The sequence below is a fragment of the Micromonospora sp. NPDC047762 genome, from assembly GCF_043204655.1.
Taxonomy (GTDB): Bacteria; Actinomycetota; Actinomycetes; order Mycobacteriales; family Micromonosporaceae; genus Micromonospora.
This window is the reverse complement of record NZ_JBIDCQ010000011.1, coordinates 41,263-62,768: the sequence shown is the minus strand read 5'-3', so window position 1 is coordinate 62,768 and position 21,506 is coordinate 41,263. Positions and strand designations below refer to the sequence as shown.

General features: G+C 70.4%; 17 protein-coding genes. 9 read left to right on the top strand and 8 right to left on the bottom strand.

What is annotated here, in order from left to right:
- Positions 1-33: 33 nt before the first annotated feature.
- From ACGF3C_RS28640 to ACGF3C_RS28625, 4 genes are all read right to left on the bottom strand, one after another.
- On the bottom strand, positions 34-1,980 hold the full coding sequence (locus ACGF3C_RS28640) for an ABC transporter ATP-binding protein (RefSeq protein ID WP_393226765.1): 1,947 nt from the start codon (positions 1,978-1,980) through the stop codon (positions 34-36).
- A gap of 431 nt (positions 1,981-2,411) precedes the next feature.
- A complete protein-coding gene (locus ACGF3C_RS28635) occupies positions 2,412-3,662 on the bottom strand; it encodes a DUF222 domain-containing protein (protein WP_393226763.1) in 1,251 nt (416 codons plus the stop codon).
- 355 nt (positions 3,663-4,017) lie between these two features.
- Entirely contained in the window at positions 4,018-4,503 is a 486-nt protein-coding gene (locus ACGF3C_RS28630) for a hypothetical protein (RefSeq protein ID WP_393226761.1), read from the bottom strand.
- A gap of 77 nt (positions 4,504-4,580) precedes the next feature.
- On the bottom strand, positions 4,581-5,792 hold the full coding sequence (locus ACGF3C_RS28625; protein WP_393226759.1) for a chitosanase: 1,212 nt from the start codon (positions 5,790-5,792) through the stop codon (positions 4,581-4,583).
- Positions 5,793-6,063: 271 nt separating this feature from the next.
- On the opposite strand from ACGF3C_RS28625, the gene ACGF3C_RS28620 reads away from it, so the two are divergent.
- The 3 genes from ACGF3C_RS28620 (at position 6,064) to ACGF3C_RS28610 (ending at position 8,184) form a co-directional block, all read left to right on the top strand.
- Positions 6,064-6,663, top strand: coding sequence for an RNA polymerase sigma factor (locus tag ACGF3C_RS28620; RefSeq protein ID WP_393226757.1), 600 nt, complete (start codon positions 6,064-6,066; stop codon positions 6,661-6,663).
- Positions 6,660-7,373: a hypothetical protein gene (locus ACGF3C_RS28615; RefSeq protein ID WP_393226755.1), complete on the top strand. Its 714-nt coding sequence runs from the start codon at positions 6,660-6,662 to the stop codon at positions 7,371-7,373. The genes ACGF3C_RS28620 and ACGF3C_RS28615 overlap by 4 nt, the downstream gene beginning before the upstream one ends.
- Before the next feature lie 127 nt (positions 7,374-7,500).
- Positions 7,501-8,184, top strand: coding sequence for a hypothetical protein (locus ACGF3C_RS28610; RefSeq protein ID WP_393226753.1), 684 nt, complete (start codon positions 7,501-7,503; stop codon positions 8,182-8,184).
- Positions 8,185-8,230: 46 nt separating this feature from the next.
- On the opposite strand, the gene ACGF3C_RS28605 is transcribed toward ACGF3C_RS28610, so the two are convergent.
- Positions 8,231-9,856, bottom strand: coding sequence for a glycoside hydrolase family 43 protein (locus ACGF3C_RS28605; protein ID WP_393226751.1), 1,626 nt, complete (start codon positions 9,854-9,856; stop codon positions 8,231-8,233).
- 242 nt (positions 9,857-10,098) lie between these two features.
- Between ACGF3C_RS28605 and ACGF3C_RS28600 the strand changes: the two genes are divergently transcribed.
- Positions 10,099-11,082: a LacI family DNA-binding transcriptional regulator gene (locus ACGF3C_RS28600; protein WP_387350884.1), complete on the top strand. Its 984-nt coding sequence runs from the start codon at positions 10,099-10,101 to the stop codon at positions 11,080-11,082.
- Between the two features lie 6 nt (positions 11,083-11,088).
- On the opposite strand, the gene ACGF3C_RS28595 is transcribed toward ACGF3C_RS28600, so the two are convergent.
- Positions 11,089-11,793, bottom strand: coding sequence for an ElyC/SanA/YdcF family protein (locus tag ACGF3C_RS28595; RefSeq protein WP_357202398.1), 705 nt, complete (start codon positions 11,791-11,793; stop codon positions 11,089-11,091).
- A gap of 227 nt (positions 11,794-12,020) precedes the next feature.
- Between ACGF3C_RS28595 and ACGF3C_RS28590 the strand changes: the two genes are divergently transcribed.
- Positions 12,021-13,004: a hypothetical protein gene (locus ACGF3C_RS28590; RefSeq protein ID WP_393226749.1), complete on the top strand. Its 984-nt coding sequence runs from the start codon at positions 12,021-12,023 to the stop codon at positions 13,002-13,004.
- A gap of 532 nt (positions 13,005-13,536) precedes the next feature.
- Here the strand turns inward: ACGF3C_RS28590 and ACGF3C_RS28585 are convergent.
- Positions 13,537-14,871 (bottom strand): PHB depolymerase family esterase, encoded by a 1,335-nt coding sequence (locus ACGF3C_RS28585; protein ID WP_393226748.1) that lies wholly within the window; start codon positions 14,869-14,871, stop codon positions 13,537-13,539.
- 429 nt (positions 14,872-15,300) lie between these two features.
- Here ACGF3C_RS28585 and ACGF3C_RS28580 point away from each other — a divergent pair, with 429 nt between their 5' ends.
- Both ACGF3C_RS28580 and ACGF3C_RS28575 read left to right on the top strand, forming a co-directional pair.
- On the top strand, positions 15,301-15,456 hold the full coding sequence (locus ACGF3C_RS28580; protein ID WP_357222900.1) for a hypothetical protein: 156 nt from the start codon (positions 15,301-15,303) through the stop codon (positions 15,454-15,456).
- A 224-nt stretch (positions 15,457-15,680) separates the two neighbouring features.
- A complete protein-coding gene (locus ACGF3C_RS28575; RefSeq protein ID WP_393226746.1) occupies positions 15,681-17,741 on the top strand; it encodes a cellulose binding domain-containing protein in 2,061 nt (686 codons plus the stop codon).
- A gap of 79 nt (positions 17,742-17,820) precedes the next feature.
- Here ACGF3C_RS28575 and ACGF3C_RS28570 read toward each other — a convergent pair whose 3' ends face one another.
- Positions 17,821-20,580 carry a BTAD domain-containing putative transcriptional regulator gene (locus ACGF3C_RS28570; RefSeq protein WP_393226744.1) on the bottom strand — a complete coding sequence of 920 codons (2,760 nt, stop codon included), beginning with the start codon at positions 20,578-20,580 and terminating at the stop codon, positions 17,821-17,823.
- Positions 20,581-20,727: 147 nt separating this feature from the next.
- Here ACGF3C_RS28570 and ACGF3C_RS28565 point away from each other — a divergent pair, with 147 nt between their 5' ends.
- Positions 20,728-21,105: a hypothetical protein gene (locus ACGF3C_RS28565; RefSeq protein ID WP_357222908.1), complete on the top strand. Its 378-nt coding sequence runs from the start codon at positions 20,728-20,730 to the stop codon at positions 21,103-21,105.
- Positions 21,102-21,479: a hypothetical protein gene (locus ACGF3C_RS28560; protein ID WP_357222910.1), complete on the top strand. Its 378-nt coding sequence runs from the start codon at positions 21,102-21,104 to the stop codon at positions 21,477-21,479. Before ACGF3C_RS28565 ends, ACGF3C_RS28560 begins: the two co-directional genes overlap by 4 nt.
- Positions 21,480-21,506 lie beyond the last annotated feature (27 nt).

Below are 21,506 nucleotides of genomic sequence, written 5' to 3'. Positions count from 1 at the left end.
TGCCCCTCCCGGGCGGATCGACCACCGCGTACGTCATGTGGCGACGCGCTGCTCCTGGACCGGCGGTCGCTCCTGTGCTGTCGGCTGCCCCTGGACGGTTGGCTGCTCCTGGACGGTCGGCTGCTCCTGGGCGAACTGGGTGCGGTACAACTCGTGGTAGCGGCCACCCGCCACGAGCAGGTCACTGTGTCGCCCACGTTCGACGATGCGCCCCGCTTCCACGACGAGGATCTGGTCGGCCGCCCGGATGGTGGAGAGCCGGTGCGCGATGACCACGCTCGTCCGGCCGGTCAGCGCCTCGGCGAGGGCGTCCTGAACCGCCGCCTCCGAGGTGGAGTCGAGATGCGCGGTGGCTTCGTCGAGGATGACCACGCGCGGGCGAGCCAGCAGCAGGCGCGCGATGGTGAGCCGTTGCCGTTCCCCGCCGGACAGGCGGTATCCGCGCTCGCCCACGACTGTGTCCAGCCCATCGGGTAGCGAGCGGATCAGGTCGTCGAGGCGGGCCCGCCGGAGCACCTCCCACATTTCGTCCTCTGTCGCGTCCGGCTGGGCGAACGCCAGGTTGGCGCGGATGCTCTCGTGGAAGAGGTGCCCGTCCTGGGTCACCACGCCGAGCGCCGCCCGGATCGACTCGGCCGACAGCTCACGGACGTCGACGTCGGCCAGCTTCACCGCGCCGTCCTCGACGTCGTACAGGCGAGGCACGAGCTGCGCGATCGTCGACTTGCCCGCCCCGGAGGAGCCGACTAGCGCCACCATCTGCCCCGCTTCGGCGCGGAACGACACCCCGTGCAGCACTTCCTCACCGCCGCGCGTATCGAGCTTCGCCACGTCCTCCAGGGACGCGAGCGACACCTTGTCCGCTGAGGGGTAACCGAACCGGACCCCGTCGAACTCGACCGCGACCGGCCCCTCCGGAAGGGGTCGGGCGTCGGATCTGTCGAGGATCAGCGGCTTGAGGTCGAGGACCTCGAACACCCGCTCGAAGCTCACCAGCGCGCTCATCACCTCGACCCGAGCACTGGCCAGCGACGTCAGCGGTGCGTAGAGCCGCGACAGGAGCAGCGCGAGAGCGACCACCGTCCCGGCGTCGAGGCTGCCCCGTAGGGCGTAGAGACCACCCAGCCCGTAGACCAGGGCCAGTGCCAGCGAGCCGACGACGGTGAGCGCGGTGATGAAGACCCACTGGAGCATCGCGGCGCGGATGCCGATGTCCCGGACCCGGCGTGCCCGAGCCGCGAACTCGGCGGACTCCTCGGCCGGCCGCCCGTACAGCTTGACCAGCGTGGCACCGGGTGCGGAGAAACGTTCCGTCATCCGGGTGCTCATGGCCGCGTTGTGCTCGGCTGCTTCACGCTGCAACTGGGCGAGCCTCGAACCCATCCGGCGGGCCGGAAGAACGAAAATGGGCAGCAGGACGAGCGCCAGCAGCGTGATCTGCCACGAGAAGGTGAGCATCACGGCCAACGTCAGCATCAGCGTGACGGCGTTGCCGACCACACTCGACAGGGTGTCGCTGAAAGCCCGCTGCGCGCCGATGACGTCGTTGTTCAGGCGGCTGACCAGTGCGCCCGTGCGGGTCCGCGTGAAGAAGGCCACCGGCATGCGCTGTACGTGGTCGAACACGGCCGTGCGCAGTTGAACGATCAGCCCCTCACCAATGCTGGCGGAGAGAAATCGCGTCACCAACCCCAGCCCGGCCTCGGCGAGGGCGATCACGGCAATCAGTACGGCCAACCGGATCACCACGCCGCTGTCGGCGCCGTCCACGATCGCGTCGACCACCCGACCGGCGAGAACGGGTGCCGCCACAGTGAGGACAGCCGTCACCACACTCAGCAGCAGGAACCTGACGATCAAGGCGCGGTGTGGCCGTGCGAACTGCGCTATTCGCTTCAAGGTGGCGCGGGACAGCGGTCGCTCGTCCTGCGCGTTCATCGCGTGGTGCAGAGACGTCCACGCGGCAAATTCCATACTCATGCATTACCTCCGATACGCGAGGTTAGGACCTCACCCGAGCTTGAGGTCAAGTCACCACGCGATTCGGTGGCTACGGATTGTTCACGTTGGCCGTAGCCAGGGACCGCGTCGGCGTCGTCCACGACATTCGGTACCGCGCTCAACGACGACGACCCCGCGCCCGTGAAGCACTGGCGCGTAGAGGTTGGCCCACGAGCCTTCGCGGCTCGCTGCGGCCCGGTGCAGGCCGTCGTGAGTTGCTGCGGGTCAGCGTGGGCCCGTTGAGATCTCTCTCCTCGACCCATCCGGCCCGCGCCTGGGCACGTACCGCTCGACGCTTCGGCTTCCGCAGCGGAGGCCAGGCCAACCGGTCTCCTAGGATGCCTTAGGCGGTGCGGGGTGGGCGACGGTGTCGACCCGACACCTGGCTGATCGTTCTCGGCTGCCCGCTCCTATGTTCGTGGGTGGTAGTGGTTGCGGCGGGGAAGCTGTTCGGGGTCGAGCCAGGCGGGTGGAATGAACTCCGGATGGCCGTCGTGGCCGAGCTGGATGGTCCAGTCGCTGTGGTGCAGGTGTCGGTGGTGGTGGCCGCAGAGCAGGACGGCGTTTGCCAGGTTGGTGGTGCCGCCGTCGGCCCAGTGGTGGATGTGGTGTGCGTGGCACCAGCGCGGTGGTCGGTCGCAGCCGGGGAAGGCGCAGCCGCGGTCGCGGAGTACGAGGGCGCGGCGTAGCGGCCCGGTGATGAGGCGGCGTTGTCGGCCGACGTCGAGGACCTGGCCGGTGCCGCCGAGGACGGCGGGCAGGATGGTGGCGTCGCAGGCGAGTCGGCGCACTGTTTGCGGGGTGAGGGGCAGGCCGGTGTCGAGGGTGCCGGTGCCGAGCTTTGCCGTGAGCGCGTCGTAGGTGGTGGTGACGACGATCTGGGCGGGGTCGCCGCCGTGTTCGGGTAGTTCGCCGGTTCGTAGGGCGAGTCGGCAGACCTCGGTGAGGGCGTCGTGGCGGCGTTGCCCGGGGGAGCGCTGGTCATCGGCCGCTGATGGCGTGGTCAGTGGGTCGATGGCGGCGCGGAGTAGGCCGGCGGTTTCGGTGTCGAGGGTGCCGGTGAGTCGCAGGCGTCCGTCGGTCTGTTCGGACAGGGTGAGGTGCCGGTCGCGGGCGGCGCGGGTGGCTTCGGCGTCGAGTGCGGCTTGGGCGGCGGTGTCGGCGAGGTGGGGGGCGACGTGGTCGAGGATGCGGGTGCCGAGTTTGCGGAGCAGGGTGGGGTCGAACTGTGTGGCCCAGTCGGTGAGCAGGCTGACGGCTTTGTCGGTGGCCTGCGTGCCGGCGGTGGCGTGCACGGTGGTGGCGGTGTCGGCGATGACCCGGGCCTGCTCGATGCTGATGGTGCCGTCGGCCAGCGCTTGTCGGATGCCGGGGCTGCCGGTGTCGAGGGCGGTGGCGAGGTCGATCAGGCGGCGGGCGGTGGGGACGGTGAGTCGTAGCCGTTCGCGGAGCCAGACCGCGGTGGACGAGGCTCCTTGGGTGCGGGCGGTGCCCCGGCCGTCGATCTCGCGGATCAGAGTCAGCTTGACTGCGGCCAGGCGCTGCTCCAAGCGGTGCGCGGCGTCAAGTGCGGCGATCAGATCGTGTTCAGGCAGGGCCCAGGCGGGGGCGTCGACGCAGGCGGCGATCGCGTCGTCTGCCTGCGCCAACTCCTCGACCATGACCCGATACTAGAACAGGTGTACGACATCTTTGGTTGACCATGATCGATTCATGGCTGGTGCCGTCTCACCCCGGCGTAGTCGTCGTTGGGCGGTCACCGGAGGGCTCGTCGGTGCCGGACTCGCCCAGTTGACGGCCGGGACGGGCGTGCTGCCTGGCGGTTCCAGGAGCTGGTGTCGGCGGCGCTGCGTGCTGCCTGGCGTGAGCGAGGGCTCTGTGCCGGCGGCGCTGCCTGGTGTCTGGTGCCCGGTGCGAGCGAAGGCGCTGTCGACGGCGTTGTCCGGGTGCGTGGCATGAGCGAGAGCTGGTCGCGTCGCCTCGGGATCAGCAAGAGCTGGGCGCGTTCGCTGGGGATCAGCCGGACGGGCGTCGAAGAGCCCTGGCCCACGTCATGACGTCGTCGATGGAGTTGCGGCTGAGGCCAATCGTCGGGTCGGCGGTGATCAAGAGTGTGGGGCTGCTGCGTGCTGCGGCCCAGCTGTGGGCTTGCGGCGTGTGGAGGTCGTCGATCCATGCGGCGGGCCGTCGTTGGGCGTAGGCGGCGATGACCGGAATCTTGTCGCTGGGGTGGAACGGCGCGGGTGGCATGGTGATCACGGGCAGGGGAGCGATGCCCAGAAGTGGAGCGAGGAGTCGGTTGGCTTCGTCGTTCCAGCTCGTGGCCCAGGCGATGTCCAGGACGGCGCTAGCCTCGGTGATCCAGCCGCCGTGGGTGGGGTTGACGCGGACGGGTTCTTCGCCAGGGAACAGGCGGTGCTCGGTGTAACCGGCGGGTGGTTGAGCAGTCCCGTAGGGGCTGAGGACACCGTCGACGTCGAGCAGAAGCAGCGGCCGGTTCACCCGGACGATCCTGCCGCAAGCGCCGGGTGGCGGGGCCGTCGGCGAAACGAACGGCGACCCCGCCACCACTCAGCGAGCTAGCCGATACGGAACTGCTCGCCGTAGACGGCGAACGTCAGGGGCGTGTTGAGGTTGAAGTTGCCGTTGTTGAGGAACACCCGCTGGGCGGTGTCGACGCGGGAGGTGTCCGAGTGGGCCGCTTCCTTCCTCATCTCGAGGACCCGCTCGTCGAGGAAGGCGTTCAGCCAGGTCCGCTCGTCGCCGCCCTGGGCTGGCGGCTTGGCCCGGTTCAGGGCGCGGCTGCGGATCTGGCGCATGCCCTCGTACCCGTGCATGACCGCCGCGTCGTAGTAGGCGAACTGGCCGAGCGCCCGGACCTGGTCGTTCTTGCCGTCGCGTACGGACGGGTTGAAGTAGACCCGGTCGCGTTCGGCTTCCTGGGCGGCCTGGAACACGGAGTCGTTGGCCGCGGTCCGCCAGTCGCGGGGGAAGTTGGGGTCGAGGCCGGCATGCGACGGGGTGCCGTTGACGGCGCGCAGCGCCGGCAGGTAGCCGGCGAGCACGTTGCCCGGCTTGGTGCGGGTGTACGCCTCGACCAGTTCGAGCATGTCGCCGGTGCCGGAGCAGAAGCCGATGATGCCGGCGGTGTAGCCGCGCCCGTCGCCGATGTCCTCGATGTAGGAGAACTGCGCGCGCCAGTCGAGCGAGGAGTTCTCGGCGGCCGAGACGAGCTGCATGGCGACGTCCTTCTTCGCCGGGTCGTCGAGGTTGGTGCCGGTCGGGGTGGTGGGCGGGGGAGTGGTGGGAGTGCCGCCGCCCGGCAGGGTCCACCGCTGGTTCGTGGTGCCGCCGCACGTCCAGATCTGCAACCGGGCGCCGTTGGCGGTGCTCCGATCGGTGACGTCGAGGCACTTGCCGGAGGCGGTGTTGACGAGCGTGCCGTTGCTGGCGGTCCACTTCTGCGCGCCGGTGTTGTTGCAGTCGTACAGCTGCACCTTGGCGCCGTTGGCTGTCGACGCGGCGGTGACGTCGAGGCACTTGCCGAGCGCCCGGATCGAGTTGTCGCTGTTCCCGACGGTCCACGTCTGGGCCGCGCTGCCGTTGCAGTCGTAGAGCTGGACGGCCGTGCCGTTGGCCGAGCTGGCGCCCGCGACGTCGACGCACTTGCCGCCCAGGCCGGTGATCGGGCCGGCGGTCGCGGCGCTCGCCGACGGCAGGCCGTAGCCGACGGCGGCGACGCCGATCAGCAGGGTGCCCACGACGTAGGCGGCTGTTCTCTTGTGAACCATGGGTGTTCCTCGGGGAAGGGGCGGCGTGCCGCCAGCCGGTCGGTTCGCGGTGCCCTACGGCGCCGAACTGCCGCGCCGGGCCAAGCATCAGGAAACTGTATTAACAGATACCAGTACGTCGATTCGCCGTCAATCGACGACCGCGAGGCGTGACGGCGTCTGTTCATCCCGTCGTTGGCGGGACGTACCTGCCGGTGGCTATCGTCGGGCCGTAACTGATCAACGGGCCGGTCCGTCGGAACCAGCACCGTCCGACGGACAGAAGATGGTCATGGAGTCGAGTCTGCGCGCTCGGGTACGAGCCGGTGACCCCGGCGCGTTCGCCGAGCTGTTCGACACGTACGCGCGCTCGGTGTACAACCACGCGTTCCGGCTGACCGCCCACTGGGCCACGGCGGAGGACGTCATGGCCGCGACGTACCTGCAGGCCTGGCGCTCCCGGGAGCGGGTCACCGAGGAGGGTGGGTCGCTGCGTCCCTGGTTGCTCGGCATCGCCACCAACGAGGCCCGTAACCACGCCCGCAGCAACCGTCGCTACCGCAGGGTGGCCGCAGCGCTGCTCGCCTCCGACTTCACACTGCCCGACCACGCCGACGAGGTCGCCGGCAGACTCGACGACAGCCGACGCATCGCCGCCGCCATCGACGCGCTCGCCCGGCTGCGTCGATCCGAGCGCGAGGTGCTGACCCTGTGCCTGTGGGAGGGCCTCGACTACGAGTCCGCGGCGGAGGCGCTGGGTGTTCCGGTCGGTACGGTGCGCTCCCGGCTGTCGCGGGCCCGCGCCCGGCTCCGTACCCTCGTCGACGCGCCGCCGCGCGCCGCGCGACCGCCCGTCGTGGACGCCTCGCTCGTACGGGAGGGCAGCCAGTGAGCGCGCCGGACCCGGCCGAGTGGGCGAGGATCGCCCCCCACCCCGGCGATCAGGACCTGCCGGAGGGCCGGCACGAGGTGCACCGCCGTCGCCTGCTCGCGGCGATCACGCAGGAGCCGCGTACCCGAAGAAGGGCCTTCGTGTCGTCGCGGCCCGCGCTCGCGGCGGCCGCGTTGGTCCTGGTGGTGGCGGGGATCGGCGGAGGGCTCGCGACCCGGTCCGGCGACGCGCCCCCGGCCGCGCTCCCGTCGCCCGAGGCGACCCGTCCGGCCGCTCGGCCGGCACCGCCGGGCACGGCCGCCAAGAATCGCGGGTACGGCACCGTGCGCCAACTCACCGACACGGCCGACCTGGTGGTCCGCGGCGAGGTGGCGTCGGTGACGGACGGGCGGGCGGTCTACCGCGTGGCGGAGGTTTTGTACCGCAACCCGGGCGCCCCGGTGCCCACCGAGATCATCGTGGCTGCGGAACTGGCCGGGACGGCCGGCCGGCCGAGCGTCCTCTACCTGGGCCACGTCGACCCGGCTGCGCGCGTCTACCACCCGCTCGGCGGCGAGTTCGGGATCTTCGACCTCGCCGGGGAGACGGCCACCAGCCGGTCGCCGGCGATGTCGGTGACCGGTCTGCGTAGCGAGGACGCCACCGCTGCGGGTCGCGCGTTCGTCACCACGCTTGCCGAGCTTCGTCAGCTCGCGCGCGAGCGGCGCTGACCCCGGAGAAACTGAGCCCGCAAGAAAAATGGAACTCGGTGCCCGGGACGCACAGATAGAAGGCGTAAGCAGTGCCGCGTTCCGAGCGAGACGGCCCGGGACGGCACCGAGACGCGAGGAGCGTTCCATGGCAGTCGACCTTCGCCGTACCCGGCCGCTGTGGGCCACGGCCGCCGCCGTGCTGTCCGTCGCGGCCCTGGCCGCCTGCGGCAGCGGCGGTGACGCCGACCGGGCCGCCGGGCCCGCGCCGAGCAGCGCCGCGCCGAGCAGCGCCGCGCCGAGCAGCGCCGCGCCGAGCAGCGCCGCGCCGAGCAGCGCCGCCCCGAGCAGCGCCGCCACGCCGACGGACGTCGCGCCCCCGCCGATCAAGGGCAAGCTGCGCGGGTACGCCACCGTGCGGCAGCTCAGCGACACCGCGGACCTGGTGGTACGCGGTGAGGTCGAGGAGACCGGATTCCGGGTCGACGAGGTGCTGGGTGCGACGAGCGGATCGACAGTCCGGGCCGGGGCGCGGATCACGCTCGCCCAACTGCCCGCCGGTGTGCCGGACATGGCGCACATGTCGAAGCTTGAGGCCGGCCAGGTCGTGGTGCTCTACCTCGCCCAGGACCCGGCGGCCTCGACGTTCCGGACGCTCAGCGGCGACTTCGGAGTGTTCGACCTGAACGGGTCCGGCGCGGAGGCCGTCGCCACGACGCGCTCGCAGACCATGGCCGTCAGCGGCCTGAACGCCGAGGACCCGGCCGTCTCCGGCCGCGGGTTCCGCACCACTCTCGGCCAGCTGCGGGCCGTCGCCGCCCAGGCCAGGTAGGAGGAGTGGGCACGCGGACGGCACCCGCCGAGTGCCGTCCGCGTGGTCACTGTTCCCGGTAGGTGGCCAGGTCGAAGTCGGCGTGTACGCCGTCGCCACCCAGGTCCTGCACCCACAGGCCCAGGAACGCCCCCGTGAAGCCCCACGCCGCCGGCTCACCGTCGATGATCAGCGCGGCGTGTTCGTCGGACAGGATGGTCGCGTCCAGCTCGACAGGTAGCCGCTGCCAACCGGCGCCGAGGTCGTAGTCGAAGCGCACCGCCGGCCCGTCGAAGACGGCCCGCAGGCCGACCCGGGTGACGCCGTCGACATCGACGGTCAGCTCGGGGTACGCGGTGCGCCGCCCGTTGTCGGAGCTGAGCAGCTCCAGCACCGTCCGGCCGTCGTCGGCCCGGGTCAGGTAGAGGTGGTGCCAGTTGAGCGTGTTGTAGTAGGCGGTGATCCCGGCGAGCTGACGGTGGTCGGCCGGTGCGAACTCCACCACGGTCTCCAGCGAGCACTCCCTCGCGCCGACGCGCCGCCCGACCAGGCTGGGTGCCTGTCGACCGACCGGCGACTGCCCGCCGTGGACCCGCAGGTACGACGGGCGGGTGCGCAGGTCTACCCAGTCCGGGGTGGCCGGCCGACGCAGCGTGGACCAGCACCGGCCCAGCTCGGGGGCGTCGAAGTGGTCCGTCTCGGGCTCCGCCGGCCAGGGGTGCGCGGGCAGGTCGGGTGCGACGACGTCGTCCGCCGGCACCCCTCCGACGATGCGCGGCCAGCCGCCCGACGGCCACTCGACCCGCTGGATCGCTGTCTCCCGACCCAGCACGCAGTTGCCCAGCGGGGAGTACGGGCGACCAACCAGGTGGGCCAGGTACCACTCGCCGTTCTGCGTGTGGACCAGACTGCCGTGCCCCGCCTTCTGCAACCGCAGGTCGGGCCGCCCGAAGGAGGTGAGCAGTGGCCCGTCCGGGTCCACCTCGTACGGTCCGAACAGCTCCCGGGACCGCGCCACGGTGACCTGGTGCTCCCAACTGGTGCCGCCCTCGGCGGTGATCAGCCAGTACCAGCCGTCGTGGCGGTACAGGTGTGGACCCTCGGTGAGCCCGGCCGGGGAGCCGGGGAACAGGATGCGGGGGCTGCCGACCAGACGGCGTGCGGCCCGGTCGTACTGCTGGATCTCGATGCCCCCGAAGCGGTCGCGGCCGGGCCGCCAGTCCGCGCTCATGCCCAGCAGCCACGTGGTGCCGTCGTCGTCGTGGAACAGCGCCGCGTCGAACCCGCGCCCGTGCAGTTTCACCGGATCGGACCAGGGGCCGGTGATGTCCTCGGCGGTGACCAGGAAGTTCTGCGGATCCCAGTAGCCGCTGGCGAAGCTGGCCACGTCGCTGTAGACGAGGTGGAACTGACCGTCGTGGTACGTCAGGTCGGGCGCCCACACTCCGTTGGAGTCGCCGCACCCGCGCAGATCGAGCAGGCGCCGGTCGGTGATGATCCCACCCAGGCTGCGCCAGTTCACCAGATCACGCGAGTGGTGCACGAGCACACCCGGGTACCACTCGAAGGTCGAGGTGGCCAGGTAGTAGTCGTCGCCGACGCGCAGGATCGACGGGTCCGGGTGGAAGCCGGCGAGGATGGGATTGCGGATCGACCGGATAGCGGTCGCCACGTTAGCGATGTCGGTCGACACGAGCGCTCCTCTGGACGGGCTGTCTGGAACTTCCGGAAAATCGCGGTCCTGGATCACTGGAGGCCCTACTTACGCTAGCCGCTCTTTTCGCAATAGGACAGAGGTCTTGACCGCTGGGACAACAGCTCGTAGCGTGCCGGCCATCGATCGGCATTACCGGCGAAGCATTGAAAGTTTCGGAGATCCATAGCTCCGCAGGGGGGACCGTGGGCACGGAGAACGGCCGAAACGTCACCATCGCCATGATCGCTCGGTTGGCCGGAGTCTCCGTGCCCACCGTCTCCCGGGTCATCAACGGCCGCTCCGACGTCGCCCCCGACACCCGGGAACGCGTCGAGGAGCTATTGAACCGGCACGGCTACCGCCGCCGCTCACCGTCACGGCGTACCGACGCCGCCCTCATCGATCTGGTCTTCAACGACCTGGACAGCCCGTGGGCCGTGGAGATCATCCGTGGGGTGGAGGACGTCGGCCAAACCAGTGGCGTCGGCACCGTCGTCTCGGCCATCCACTGGCGCATCTCCTCGGCCAAGCAGTGGCTCGACAACATGCGTACGCGTTCCACCGAGGGAATCATCTTCGTGACCTCGATGGTGAACCCACCGTTGCAGGCCGAGCTGCGCCGGCTCCACCTGCCGGTCGTCATCATCGACCCGGCCGGGGTCGACCCGCAGGAGTCACCCACCATCGGCGCCACCAACTGGGCGGGCAGCCTCAGCGCCAACCAGTACCTGATCAGCCTCGGCCACCGCCGCATCGGCTTCATCGCCGGCCCGCCGCACCTGATGTGCAGCCGGGCCCGGATGGACGGCTACCGGGCCGCCCTCGGCGCCGCCGGGATCCCCATCGACGACGCCCTGATCCGCCCCGGCAACTTCTACCACGAGGCCGGCTTCACCGCGGGTACGCAACTGCTGGCCCTGCCCGACCCGCCCACCGCCATCTGCGCCTCCAGCGATCAGATGGCCCTCGGCGTCTACGAGGCGGTCCGTAAACGGGGTCTGCGGGTGCCCGACGACGTCAGCGTGGTCGGCTTCGACGATCTGCCGGAGGTGCGCTGGTGCTCGCCACCGCTGACCACCGTCCGGCAACCCCTGGCCGAGATGGGCATGCTGGCCGCGCGGACCGTGCTGCGCCTCGCCAGCGGCGAGAGGACCGAGAGCCCCCGGGTCGAACTCGCCACCGAACTCATCGTCCGCGACAGCGCCGCACCAAGACGCTCGTGACCTTGCCTAGTCGATGCGCAACGCGTCGTCGACGCCCGTCTCCCGGCGGCCGAGGTGCGCCGGATCCCGACCGGAGAGCAACTCCAGCGCTGCCTTCAGACAGGCGCCGTTCTCCCGGTACGAACTGAACCACCACGTCTGGGCGTACCGCTTCGCGCTGTCGTCGCCCACGCCGTTGGCGTCGATGCCGAGGCGGCGGCACAGTGCCACGGCGCGCGGAAGGTGGAAGGTCTGGGTCACCACAGTGGCTCGCCGCACCCCGAAGATCCGCTCAGCGCGCGCACACGAGTCGTACGTGTCGAAGCCGGCGTAGTCCGGCACCACCTTGTGCGCTGGTACGCCCCGCTCCACCAGCCATGTCCGCATCGCGGCGGGCTCGTTGTAGTCGGCGTTCATGTTGTCGCCGGACACGAGGATCGCCCGCACCTTGCCGGCGTCGAACAGCCGTCGCGCGATCTCCAACCGAGCGGCGAGGACGGGTGAGGGCGTGCCGTCGGCGTCCACCTTGGTGCCCAGGACCAGGGCGACCGGGGCGTCCGGCACCTCGGACTCGCCGTAGAGGTGGCCCTCCGCGGTGTCGCGGATCCACGTCACGCTGGCCACCGTGCCGCCGGTCAGCACCACGATCCCCACCACGAGCGCGAGGACCGTACGACGGACCAACGGGTGCTCCCCGTACCAGCGTCTGGCCGCGCCGAATCGTCCCCGCATGCCGCAAGGCTATTCCGCCCGCGCTCACGACTGTCGTCGGCGTCGACCCGATGCCCTAGCCGAATCAACGGCCAGCACCGGGACCTGTGCGGCAAGGCCTGTTCCGACGACCCACCCGTCGCGGCCAGCGTCGCATAGTTAGTCGCCTTTCCGACTGACCTGAGGCTCAGCGGTGCGCGTCTGCTTCGGTATCCGGGTCACGTGCCCAGGAACCGACGGGAGGGCAGATGGTTGCGACACCCGAGATGAGGCCGTCAGCGGTGTCGGATGGGCCCGCCTGTGTCAACTGTGGTGACGCCGTCCACGGCAGGGCCAACACGCGTCAGCGCGGCCCGGACATCGCCTGGTACGTGCACTGCCCTGCGTGCGCGGCGCTGGTCGCGTTCCAGATGGAGCCTCTCGGCGTCCTTCCGGCCACCGGCGGCGTCGACATTCACCGGTGCCGCAGCTGCGGCAACCACCGGATCTGCCGGAAGGGATGGCGGACCCGCTGCCACATCTGCCTCGACGAGCGCTCCTCGGGAGCAGCGCTCGACACCGGGCGGGAGCTGCTTTCCCGGCTGTCAGCGGAGCCGGCACTGGCTCACCAGGTACGCCAGTTCGCCGATGCGGCCACCGACGACGCGGTCTCACCGCGCGCCGCCGCCGAGTTCCGTGCCGCGGTAGCGCTCGGGATTGATCTCGACCGCCGCCGCGGCGACGGCTGGACTGATCTGGCCGGGGACGTGCACGGCCTTCCCTGGTACGGGCAACGGCAGCTATCCATGTCCCACGGGACGTGGGGCGTGCATCTCCGGTGCGGGTCCTGGCAGCGGCTGACAGGCCCGGGTAAGGGCTGCGTCGCGTGCCCGCCGGAGGCCGGTGACCGGTCGTTCGCAGCGTTGCGGGACACGCCCTACCTGCTCTACCTGTTCAAGCATCGCGGGCTGCTGAAATTCGGTGTGGGCGGGATGCCGAGGGTACGGGAGCATCTCCGTGGGGGTGCCGAACTGTTGGAGGTCGTCGAGGGCCGGCACGCTGACGTCATGGCCGCAGAGGCGATCCTCAAGCGCCGTAAGCGGGAGGCGGGCAAGCCGCTGGGGGAGTGGCGGACCCGGCGGATGCCGACCAGCTTCGGCAAGGGCACCGAGGTGGTTCGCACCCGCGTCCGGATCCGGTTGACGGACGTCCTGCCGGACGGTGTGGATGTCACCGACCGTTTCGTTCGATAGCTCCCTCCTCGGTCCGCGGGTGGCCGAGCCGCCGTCGCGGATCATTCCGTCGCGGCAGTGCCGCTGAACGGCGACGATGACTATTGTCTATGGACAATCGCTCACTGTTAACGCTAACGTGACGGACAGTCGTCGATACTCGACCGATCTCGAGCCGCCGTGACGGAGCTGTCGCCATTGGCCCGAGGCGTGACGGATGACGATCGTGGCGTGGGGCGGGTGGCACGTGGCCGGCGCGAGACGGCCCGAGACCACCACCGGGCGACCCGCGCGCCACGCGGCCGAGGCGTGAACGGCCACCGGGATTCCAGGGCACCGCAGCAGCCGGGACAGTCGTGCGACGACGACCGGCCCGCCCACCTGCCCAGCGCACACCGCTGAGCAGTGGCCCACAGCTGGGCCGCCCTGATGGCGACCGTCGATCCCGGCCCTGGCCGCCGGGTTGCGTCCCGCTGTTCGGAGTCCGGGCCCGAGCAGCGGGACGCACACCCGCACGAACAACCGACGGGGTACGCCCCCGTCGGTCACCGCGTCAGCTTCGGGACCACCGCTGACTGTTGGAGCCGTTGCAGCTCGACAGGACCGCAGGGGTGCCGTTGGCGGTTCCGGCGGCGTTGGGCGTCAGGCACAGGCCGGACTGCGCGCCGGTCACCGTGCCATCGGTGTTGACGTTCCACTGCTGGTTGGTGCCGCCGTTGCAGTCCCAGATGATCACCCGGGTGCCGGGCGAGGTTCCGGCGCCCTCGGCGTCAAGGCACTTCGTGCCGTACACCTGGAGTTGTTTCGCGGCGGTCGACGTCCACTGCTGGTTGGTGCCGCCGTTGCAGTCCCACAACGTCAGTTGGGTGCCGTTGGTCTGCGACCGCGACGGGACGTCGAGGCAGCGGTTGGCGCCGGTGTTGCGCAGCGGCGCCGACGTGCCGCCGGGTGGCGGCGTGGTGGGGCTCGTGGTGTCGAAGCCGAGGAACCGGATGGCCTGCGCGGCGTCGAACGGGATGGAGTGGCCGTACCCCTGGAAGCTGATCGCCTCGACGGGCGCCGTGCCGCCGGTGCCTCCGTAGCGGGTACGCGTGGCGCTGGCCTGCGGGGAGTCGGTGAAGTTGGGGGTCTGCGACACGCCCTGCACGTTGGTCCACTGCTTGATCTGCTCGCCGAAGTTGACGTAGCTCAGCGTGGTGTCCGTGGTGCCGTGCCAGATCTGGAACCGGGGACGCTTGCCGGAGTAACCGGGGTAGGCGTTGCGGACCAGGTCACCCCACTGCTGCCCGGTCCTGACGATCCGGCCGCCGGAGCACTCGCTGTTCCACTCCGCGCCGTTGGTGGTGGCGAAGCACCCGAACGGGACCCCGGAGGAGCTGAACCCGGGGTGGAACACATCCGGGTAGAGGCCGACCATGACGTTGGTCATCATGGCGCCGGAGGAGAACCCACCCACGCCGATCCGGTTGGCGTCGACCGGGTAGCGGCTCCGGACGTGGTCGACCATGGACTTGAGACCCACCGGGTCGCTGCCGCCGTCGCGGCGCAGGGCCTGCGGTGACGAGACGTCCCAACACTTGCTGCTCCGGGTCACCGACGGGTAGATCACGATGAAGCCGTAGCGGTCGGCGAGGGCGCTCAGGCCGAAGCCGCTGTGCACCGCCGGACCGCTGCCGGTGCAGTAGTGCAGGGCGAGGAGCAGGGCCGGCTGGGCCGCGACCCGGTCCGGCACGTACAGGTGCATCTGAAGGTTCGTCGGGTTGGTGCCGAAGTTGGTCACCTGGGTGAGCGTCGCGGCCGACGCCGGGGTGGCGACCGTGACCACTGCCGTCATCGTCGCCAGGGCCGTCGCCAGCGTGGCGGCCAGCAGTGCGATCCTTGATCTCATCGGCGGTTCCTCTTTGTCGTGAGTCGGGGATCCGGCGGCAGCACGGCGGTCCGGCGCAGGCGGATCGACGACGGCGCCAGGGTGGCCCCGGGGCGCGCGACGTCCGCCGCGCGTCACCGGCGGCTGCTGACGGAACCTGATGCGACGTCCACCTGCCCCGGGGACGTCCTGACCACTGAGATCGAACCAGCGAGGGGCCTCCCGGTGAGCCGCGGACGCTGACCGCCTCGCATCGACTGTGAGCGATAACATGCCGTTCGTCAAGCTGTAACGTTCGACGATTGTCGATCTCATGTCGGGGCCTTCACGGCTTCCACTCGCTGGAGGGTGGATGCCACAATGAGGGCGGCGCTCACGTGGTCACCGCTGAGCCCGGGGGAGGGCCTTCCGCAGGAAGCGGACGGTGGGCACGAACCCGGAGGCCGTCTCATGACCCATCTGCCAGACGCTGCTGCCATCTCTGGCATCGTCGAACTGCTCGGCGGCGTGCTGCAACTCGCCGCCGCGGTCGTCACTCTGCTGGCCGCCGTGAGTGTCCGCGGGCGTCGCTCCGGGCGCGGCGAGCGCGGCGAAGACGACGTCTGACGCGTATTGAGATTGCCCAACCGACAGTGCCATTGTGGTACGTCGATGAAGAGCCGCGCGCGCGGGGCTGACGTCCGTCCACTGGGCAGCCGGGATCCAGAGGTGATCTCGGGGGGCGGTGACACGAGCGATGGACCAACCCGGGTCTGCCGTCCACGAGATCGCCCGTCACCGGTCGCACCCTGACCGGTCGGGCGGCTCATCTGCGCGAAGGAACCCCGCCCATGCCTAAACCGAAGACCCGAGCAGCACTCCTTGCGGGCCTGCTGCTCGCCGCGAGCGCGCTCGCGGGCGTCAACCCACCAACCGCCAGCGCGGCGGCCGACCCGGTCACCGTGACCGTCAACACCCGCGCGGGACTGGCGAGCGTGCCGGACACCGCTCTTGGCGTCAACCACGCCATCTGGGACTCGAACCTCGGCACCGCCGAGACATCGGACCTGCTCCGCGATGCCGGTGTGCAGATGATGCGCTACCCCGGCGGCTCGTATGCCGACATCTACCACTGGAAGGACCACACCGCGCCCGGCGGTTACGTGGCGCCGGGGACCGACTTCGACACCTTCATGGCGGGGGTCCGCCGCGTCGGCGCGCAGCCGATGATCATCGCGAACTACGGCACCGGCTCGCCCGCCGAGGCAGCCGACTGGGTGCGGTACGCCAACGTCACCAAGAAGTACGGCGCGCGGTACTGGACCGTCGGCAACGAGAACTACGGCAACGGCCACTACGGGTCCGCGTGGGAGGCCGACGACCACCCCGACAAGAGCGCCACACAGTACGCGAGGCTGGTCGTCGAGTACGCCGACGCGATGAAGGCGGTCGACCCGAGCATCAAGGTCGGGGCGGTGCTGACGATGCCGGGCAACTGGCCGGACGGGATCACCGCCGGCAGCGATCCGGGCCCGTGGAACCAGGCAGTGCTCTCCATCGCCGGCTCGAAGATCGACTTCGTGGATGTGCACTGGTACCCGGGCGGCACCGCCGCCGAGTCGCTGGCCCGCGTCAACCACCTCCCCGACGCCACCTACCTGCTGCGGCAGCAGCTCGCCCGGTACGCCGGCCCGAACGCTGACCGCATCGGCATCAGCTTCACCGAGCTGAACGTCGACGCCGGCCGGAACACCCAACCGGCCGCACTGTTCCTCGCCGACGTCTACAGCGGTCTGCTGGAGAACGGTGTCTTCACCGTCCACTGGTGGAACGTGCACAACGGCATGGGCACCGTGACGCAGGTGGCCGGTCAGACCGACTACGGCGACTTCGGGATGCTCTCCAGCGGGGCCTGCACCGAGGACGGCTCGGTCTGTCAACCGCCGCTGAACACACCGTTCGCGCCGTACCACGGGCTGAGCATGATGAAGCTCTTCGCGAAGACCGGCGACCAGTTCGTTCGCGCTGGCACCGACGAGCCTCTGGTCACCGCCCACGCCGTCCGCCGGAGCAACGGTGACCTCGCCGTGCTTCTGGTGAACAAGGACCCGGACAACGACCACCCGGTCACCATCGACTACTCCGGGTTCACCCCGTCGGCAGTCGCGCCGACGGTGTCCACCCTCACCAACGGGGCCACCGGCATCGTCACCAGCCAGTCCGGCTCGGCGACCAGCCGGACACTGCCCGCGTACTCGTTGACCACGCTCGTGCTGCGTGCGGCCGGCACCACCGCTGGACGGCCGACGGCACCGGGCCAGCCGACCGCGAGCGGCGTCACCGACCGCGCCGCGACGATCACCTGGCCGGCGTCCGCCTCGGGCGCCAGCCCGATCGCCAAGTACGAGGTGCACCGGCAGTACGGCGCGGTCAGCGAGCAGGTCGGCGAGACGACGAGCACCTCGTTCACCGTCGACAACCTCGTGCCGGGCAGCAGGTACACCGTCAACGTGTTGGCCCGCGACACCGCCGGACGCGTCTCCTGGGCCTCACCGCCGCTCACCTTCGCCACCGGCAGCCCTGCCGCCAGTACGTGCACCGTCCGCTTCAGCGCCAACAACGACTGGGGCAACGGTTACATCGGTGGCGTCGAGATCATCAACAACGGGTCCAGCCCGATCAACGGCTGGACGCTCACCTGGACCTGGCCCACCGGTTGGCAACAGGTGAGCAGCGGTTGGAGCGCCACCTGGGAACAGGTCGGCACCGCGGTGCGGGTCACGCCCACCACCGACAACCGGCAGATCGCCGCCGGCGGCACGCTGAGCGCCGGCTTCGTCGGCGCGTACGGCGGGCCGAACGTGCTGCCCACGGCGTTCACCCTCAACGGCACCATCTGTAGCACCAGCTGACATCACTGTGGTCCGGCTGACCGGTTCGCCTGGTCGGCCGGACCACCACGTGTCGCATCCGCTACCCGCGGTCGCCGTGTCACGGCGGGTCGGCGCTGTCGAGCCGACGGCGCAGCTCGGCGATCTCCACCGGGTTGTCCTCGGTGAACTGCCGCAACGCCCGCAGCCAGTTGTCCCGGGCCGCCTCGACGTCACCCGCGTCGTGCAGAACGTCGCCCAGCCGGGTCGACGTCTCGGCCACGCCCCACCTGTCATCCGACTGCTCGTAGAGCTCCAGCGCCCTCCGGTAGCAGGCGCAGGCCTCGTCGGAGTCACCCCGCTGATGGTGGACGTAGCCGAGGCTGTCCCAGGTCTTGGCCGCACCGGTCAGGTTGCCGACCCCCTCGTGCAACGCGAGTGCGCGCCGGCAGTGGTCGGCGGCCCGGTGATGGTCGCCGAGACGGGCGTGATCCCAGCCGATGGCGTTGAGGGCCTTCGCCCGCCCGACCAGGTGGCCGACCTCGGCGAAGAGGGCGAGGGCCCGCTCGTCGCACTCCAGCGCCTCCCGGTGCTGACCCTGCCCCTCGTGCACCCAGCCCAGGTAGAGCGCGACGTACGCCTCGCCGGCACGGTCGCCAAGCCGCCCGAACAGCTCGCCGGCGCACCGAAGGTGGTCCAGCCCGTTGGCCAGCTCGCCGAGCTGGTGCAGCGCCAGGCCGAGATCGCGGTGGCCGTGTGCCTCCCCGACGAGGTCACCCGCCCGTGCCGCCGCGGTCACCGCGGTGCGCTGGGCCGCGGCCAGATCCGACCATCGCGACAGCCTGCTGAGGTAGGTGGTGACGGCCCAGGCCAGCCGCCAGGCGTGACCGTCCAGGCCGGATTCGGCGGCCTGGTCGATCGCGGCGAGAAGCACGGGCCGTTCGGCGTCGAGCCACTGCTGTGCCTGCTCGCTGTCGGTGAACGCCGCGACGGCTGTCCCGGCGGCCGGCGGCGGCAGCTCGATGCGGTCCCGATGCGGCTCGATCGTCAGTGCGGCAGCGTGAGCCCCGTGCAGCCAGTGGTCGTACAGCCGGCGCATCGCGGATGCGCGGTCGCTGTCCTCCAGCAGCTCGCCGGCGTACGCCCGCAGCAGGTCGTGGCACGCGTAACGATCCGGACCGGTCAGGTCCACCAGGTGGGCCCCGAGTAGCTCGTCGAGCGGTTCACGTACCTGCTGAACGGGCAGCCCGACGAGACTGGCCACCGCCGGCAGGCTGACGTCCGGGCCGGCGTACAGCGCGAGAAGGCGGAACAGCGCGGCCGCCGGGGCGCTGAGCGCCCGACAGGACGCGGCGATGACCGACCGCACGTCGGCGACGGCGTCGCGGTCGGCCAGGGCGTCCAACCCAAGTTTCTGATCGGTGAGTTCGTCGGCCAGGTCCTGGAGCGACAGGGCCGGGTTCGTGGCGGCCCGGGCCGCCACGATCGAGAGGGCGAGCGGCAGGCCGGCGCAGGCCCCGACGATGCTGCCCGCCGCATCCGCTTCCGTGGAGAGCCGGTCCGCGCCGAGCCGGCCGGCGAGAAGGTGAAAGGCCTCGTCCCGGCTCAGACAGCCGAGTGGCACCGGACGGAGCCCTTCGGTCGCCACCAGGCCCGACATCTGATTCCGGCTGGTCACCAGGACCGCGCAACTGGCCGAGCCCGGCAGCAGCGGACGGACCTGATCGGGGTCCCTGGCGTCATCGAGCACAATCAGCATCCGTCGGTCGGCCACCAGACTCCGATACAGACCGATCTGGGAGTCGAGGTCCGTTGGCACGGCGTCCGGGGCGACGTCGAGCGCGTCCAGAATCGCGCGTACCGCCCCGGCCGGGGTCATCGGCGGTTCGGTGGGGTGAAAGCCGCTGAGGTTGACGAAGAGCTGACCGTCCGGGTACCGGTCGAGGTGGGTGGCTGCCCAGTGCAGCGCGAGCCAGGTCTTGCCGATCCCGCCGGTGCCGCTCACCGCCACTGCGGTAGCGGTCGTTTCCCCGTACGTCAGCAGGGCCGCGTCGAGCTGCGCCAGATCCTCGGACCGGCCGGTGAACGACCCGGACGGCATCGGCAGTTGTCGGGGGACAGGTGGCCCGGCCGAGGGCGGGTCCGCCGCGACATCCGGCGCCAGGATCGACCGGTGCAGCTGCTGGAGATGCGGGCTCGGCTCCACGCCGAGTTCCTCGACCAGCAGGTCCCGAAAACGCCGGTAGTGTTCCAGCGCCTCGGCCGAGCGGCCGGCGCCGGAGAGCGCGAGCATCATCTGGCCGGCCAGGCGCTCGTTCAACGGTTGCCCCGACACGAGCCGCGACAGGTCCGCCAGAACCTCGTCGTGGTGGCCGACCCGCAGCGCCGCATCGACGCGTTCGAGCTCCGCTGTCAGCTTCTCCTGCTCCAGATCCGTCCGCACGGTGTCGAGCCAGAACGCGTCCAGCCCGGAGAACGGGTCACCGCGCCAGAGACCGAGTGCCTTGTCGAACAGGGCGAGGCGGTCGTCCTCGGACCGCTCGGCGCGGGCCTTGTCACGCAGATGACGAAAGCGGTGCAGGTCCACCGCCATCTCGTCGGCGGCCAGCAGATAGCCGCCGGACCGGCGCGTGATCGCCGCGTCGGGAACGTCGGCCAGACTGCGGCGCAAGCGGTACAGGTAGCCGTAGAGGGTGTCCCGGGCGCGTTGCGGTGGGCTCTCGCCCCAGACCCGGTCGATGAGCTGGTCGACGGAGACCGCCCGATTGACGTCGACGAGCAGCGCGGCCAGGACACATTGCTGTCGGGCATGCCCGAGGGCCACCGGACGGTCGTCAACGGTCGCCACGACGTCCCCGAGCAAGCCGAATCGCACCGCCACCCGCATCTCCTCACCGAGGCCCCGTCAATGCCTTACCCCGGTTGGACCAGCGGATACCAGGTCCGTCCCAGACCGACCCCAGACCCCACGCCGATAGTCGGTCGGGACAGCCCAGGACGGGTTGGCAACGAGATGGAGGAGAACGACATGGGATGGCTGAAACGACCGCTCGTCGTCACCGCGACGACTGCGGCGGTCCTGCTGGGCACGGGCGGCATCGCACACGCCGGCACCGACCGGGTGGCCTCGATGTCCGGCGCGAAGGTGACGTTCACCAGTTACGGCGACTCGTTCTCGGTGTGCGACACCGAGACCGACGGGTTGAACGTCTACAACGAGTACAAGTACATCCGCAAGGACGGCAGTCTCCAGCACGACATCGAGTACAACGGCCTCGGGAGCGGGACCTGCGCCTCGTACGACCACAACTTCGGCGAGGGCCGCAGCGTCACCTTCCGTGCCTGCGCCGACATGCCGGGAATCATCCCGGACCCCTGCAGCAACTGGGTGGTGGGTGTCGCATGAGGACGTTCGGGAAGCTCAGTGTGGTAGCCGTCGCCGCGACGGCGACGATTCTCGCGACCGGGACCAGCGCGTACGCCGGGACCGACGCGTCGTCCTCGGTGACCGGCTCGTCGTCGCGGTTCATCAGCTACGGAGACAAGTTCGAGAACTGCGACACGTCCTCGGACGGCCTGATCTCGTACGTCGCGTTCGAGTACGTCCGCATCGACGGATCCCTGCAGACCGGCTCGCACTACAACCCGGGAAGCAGCGGCGACTGCTCGCAGTGGGACCACAACTTCGGCGAGGGGCGCACCGTCCGCTTCCGCTCCTGCGTGGACCAGCCCGCCTGGGCCACCGACACCTGTGACCGGTGGCGGAGCGGCGTCGCCTAGCGTCGGGTGACCTGGTCGCCGACCACG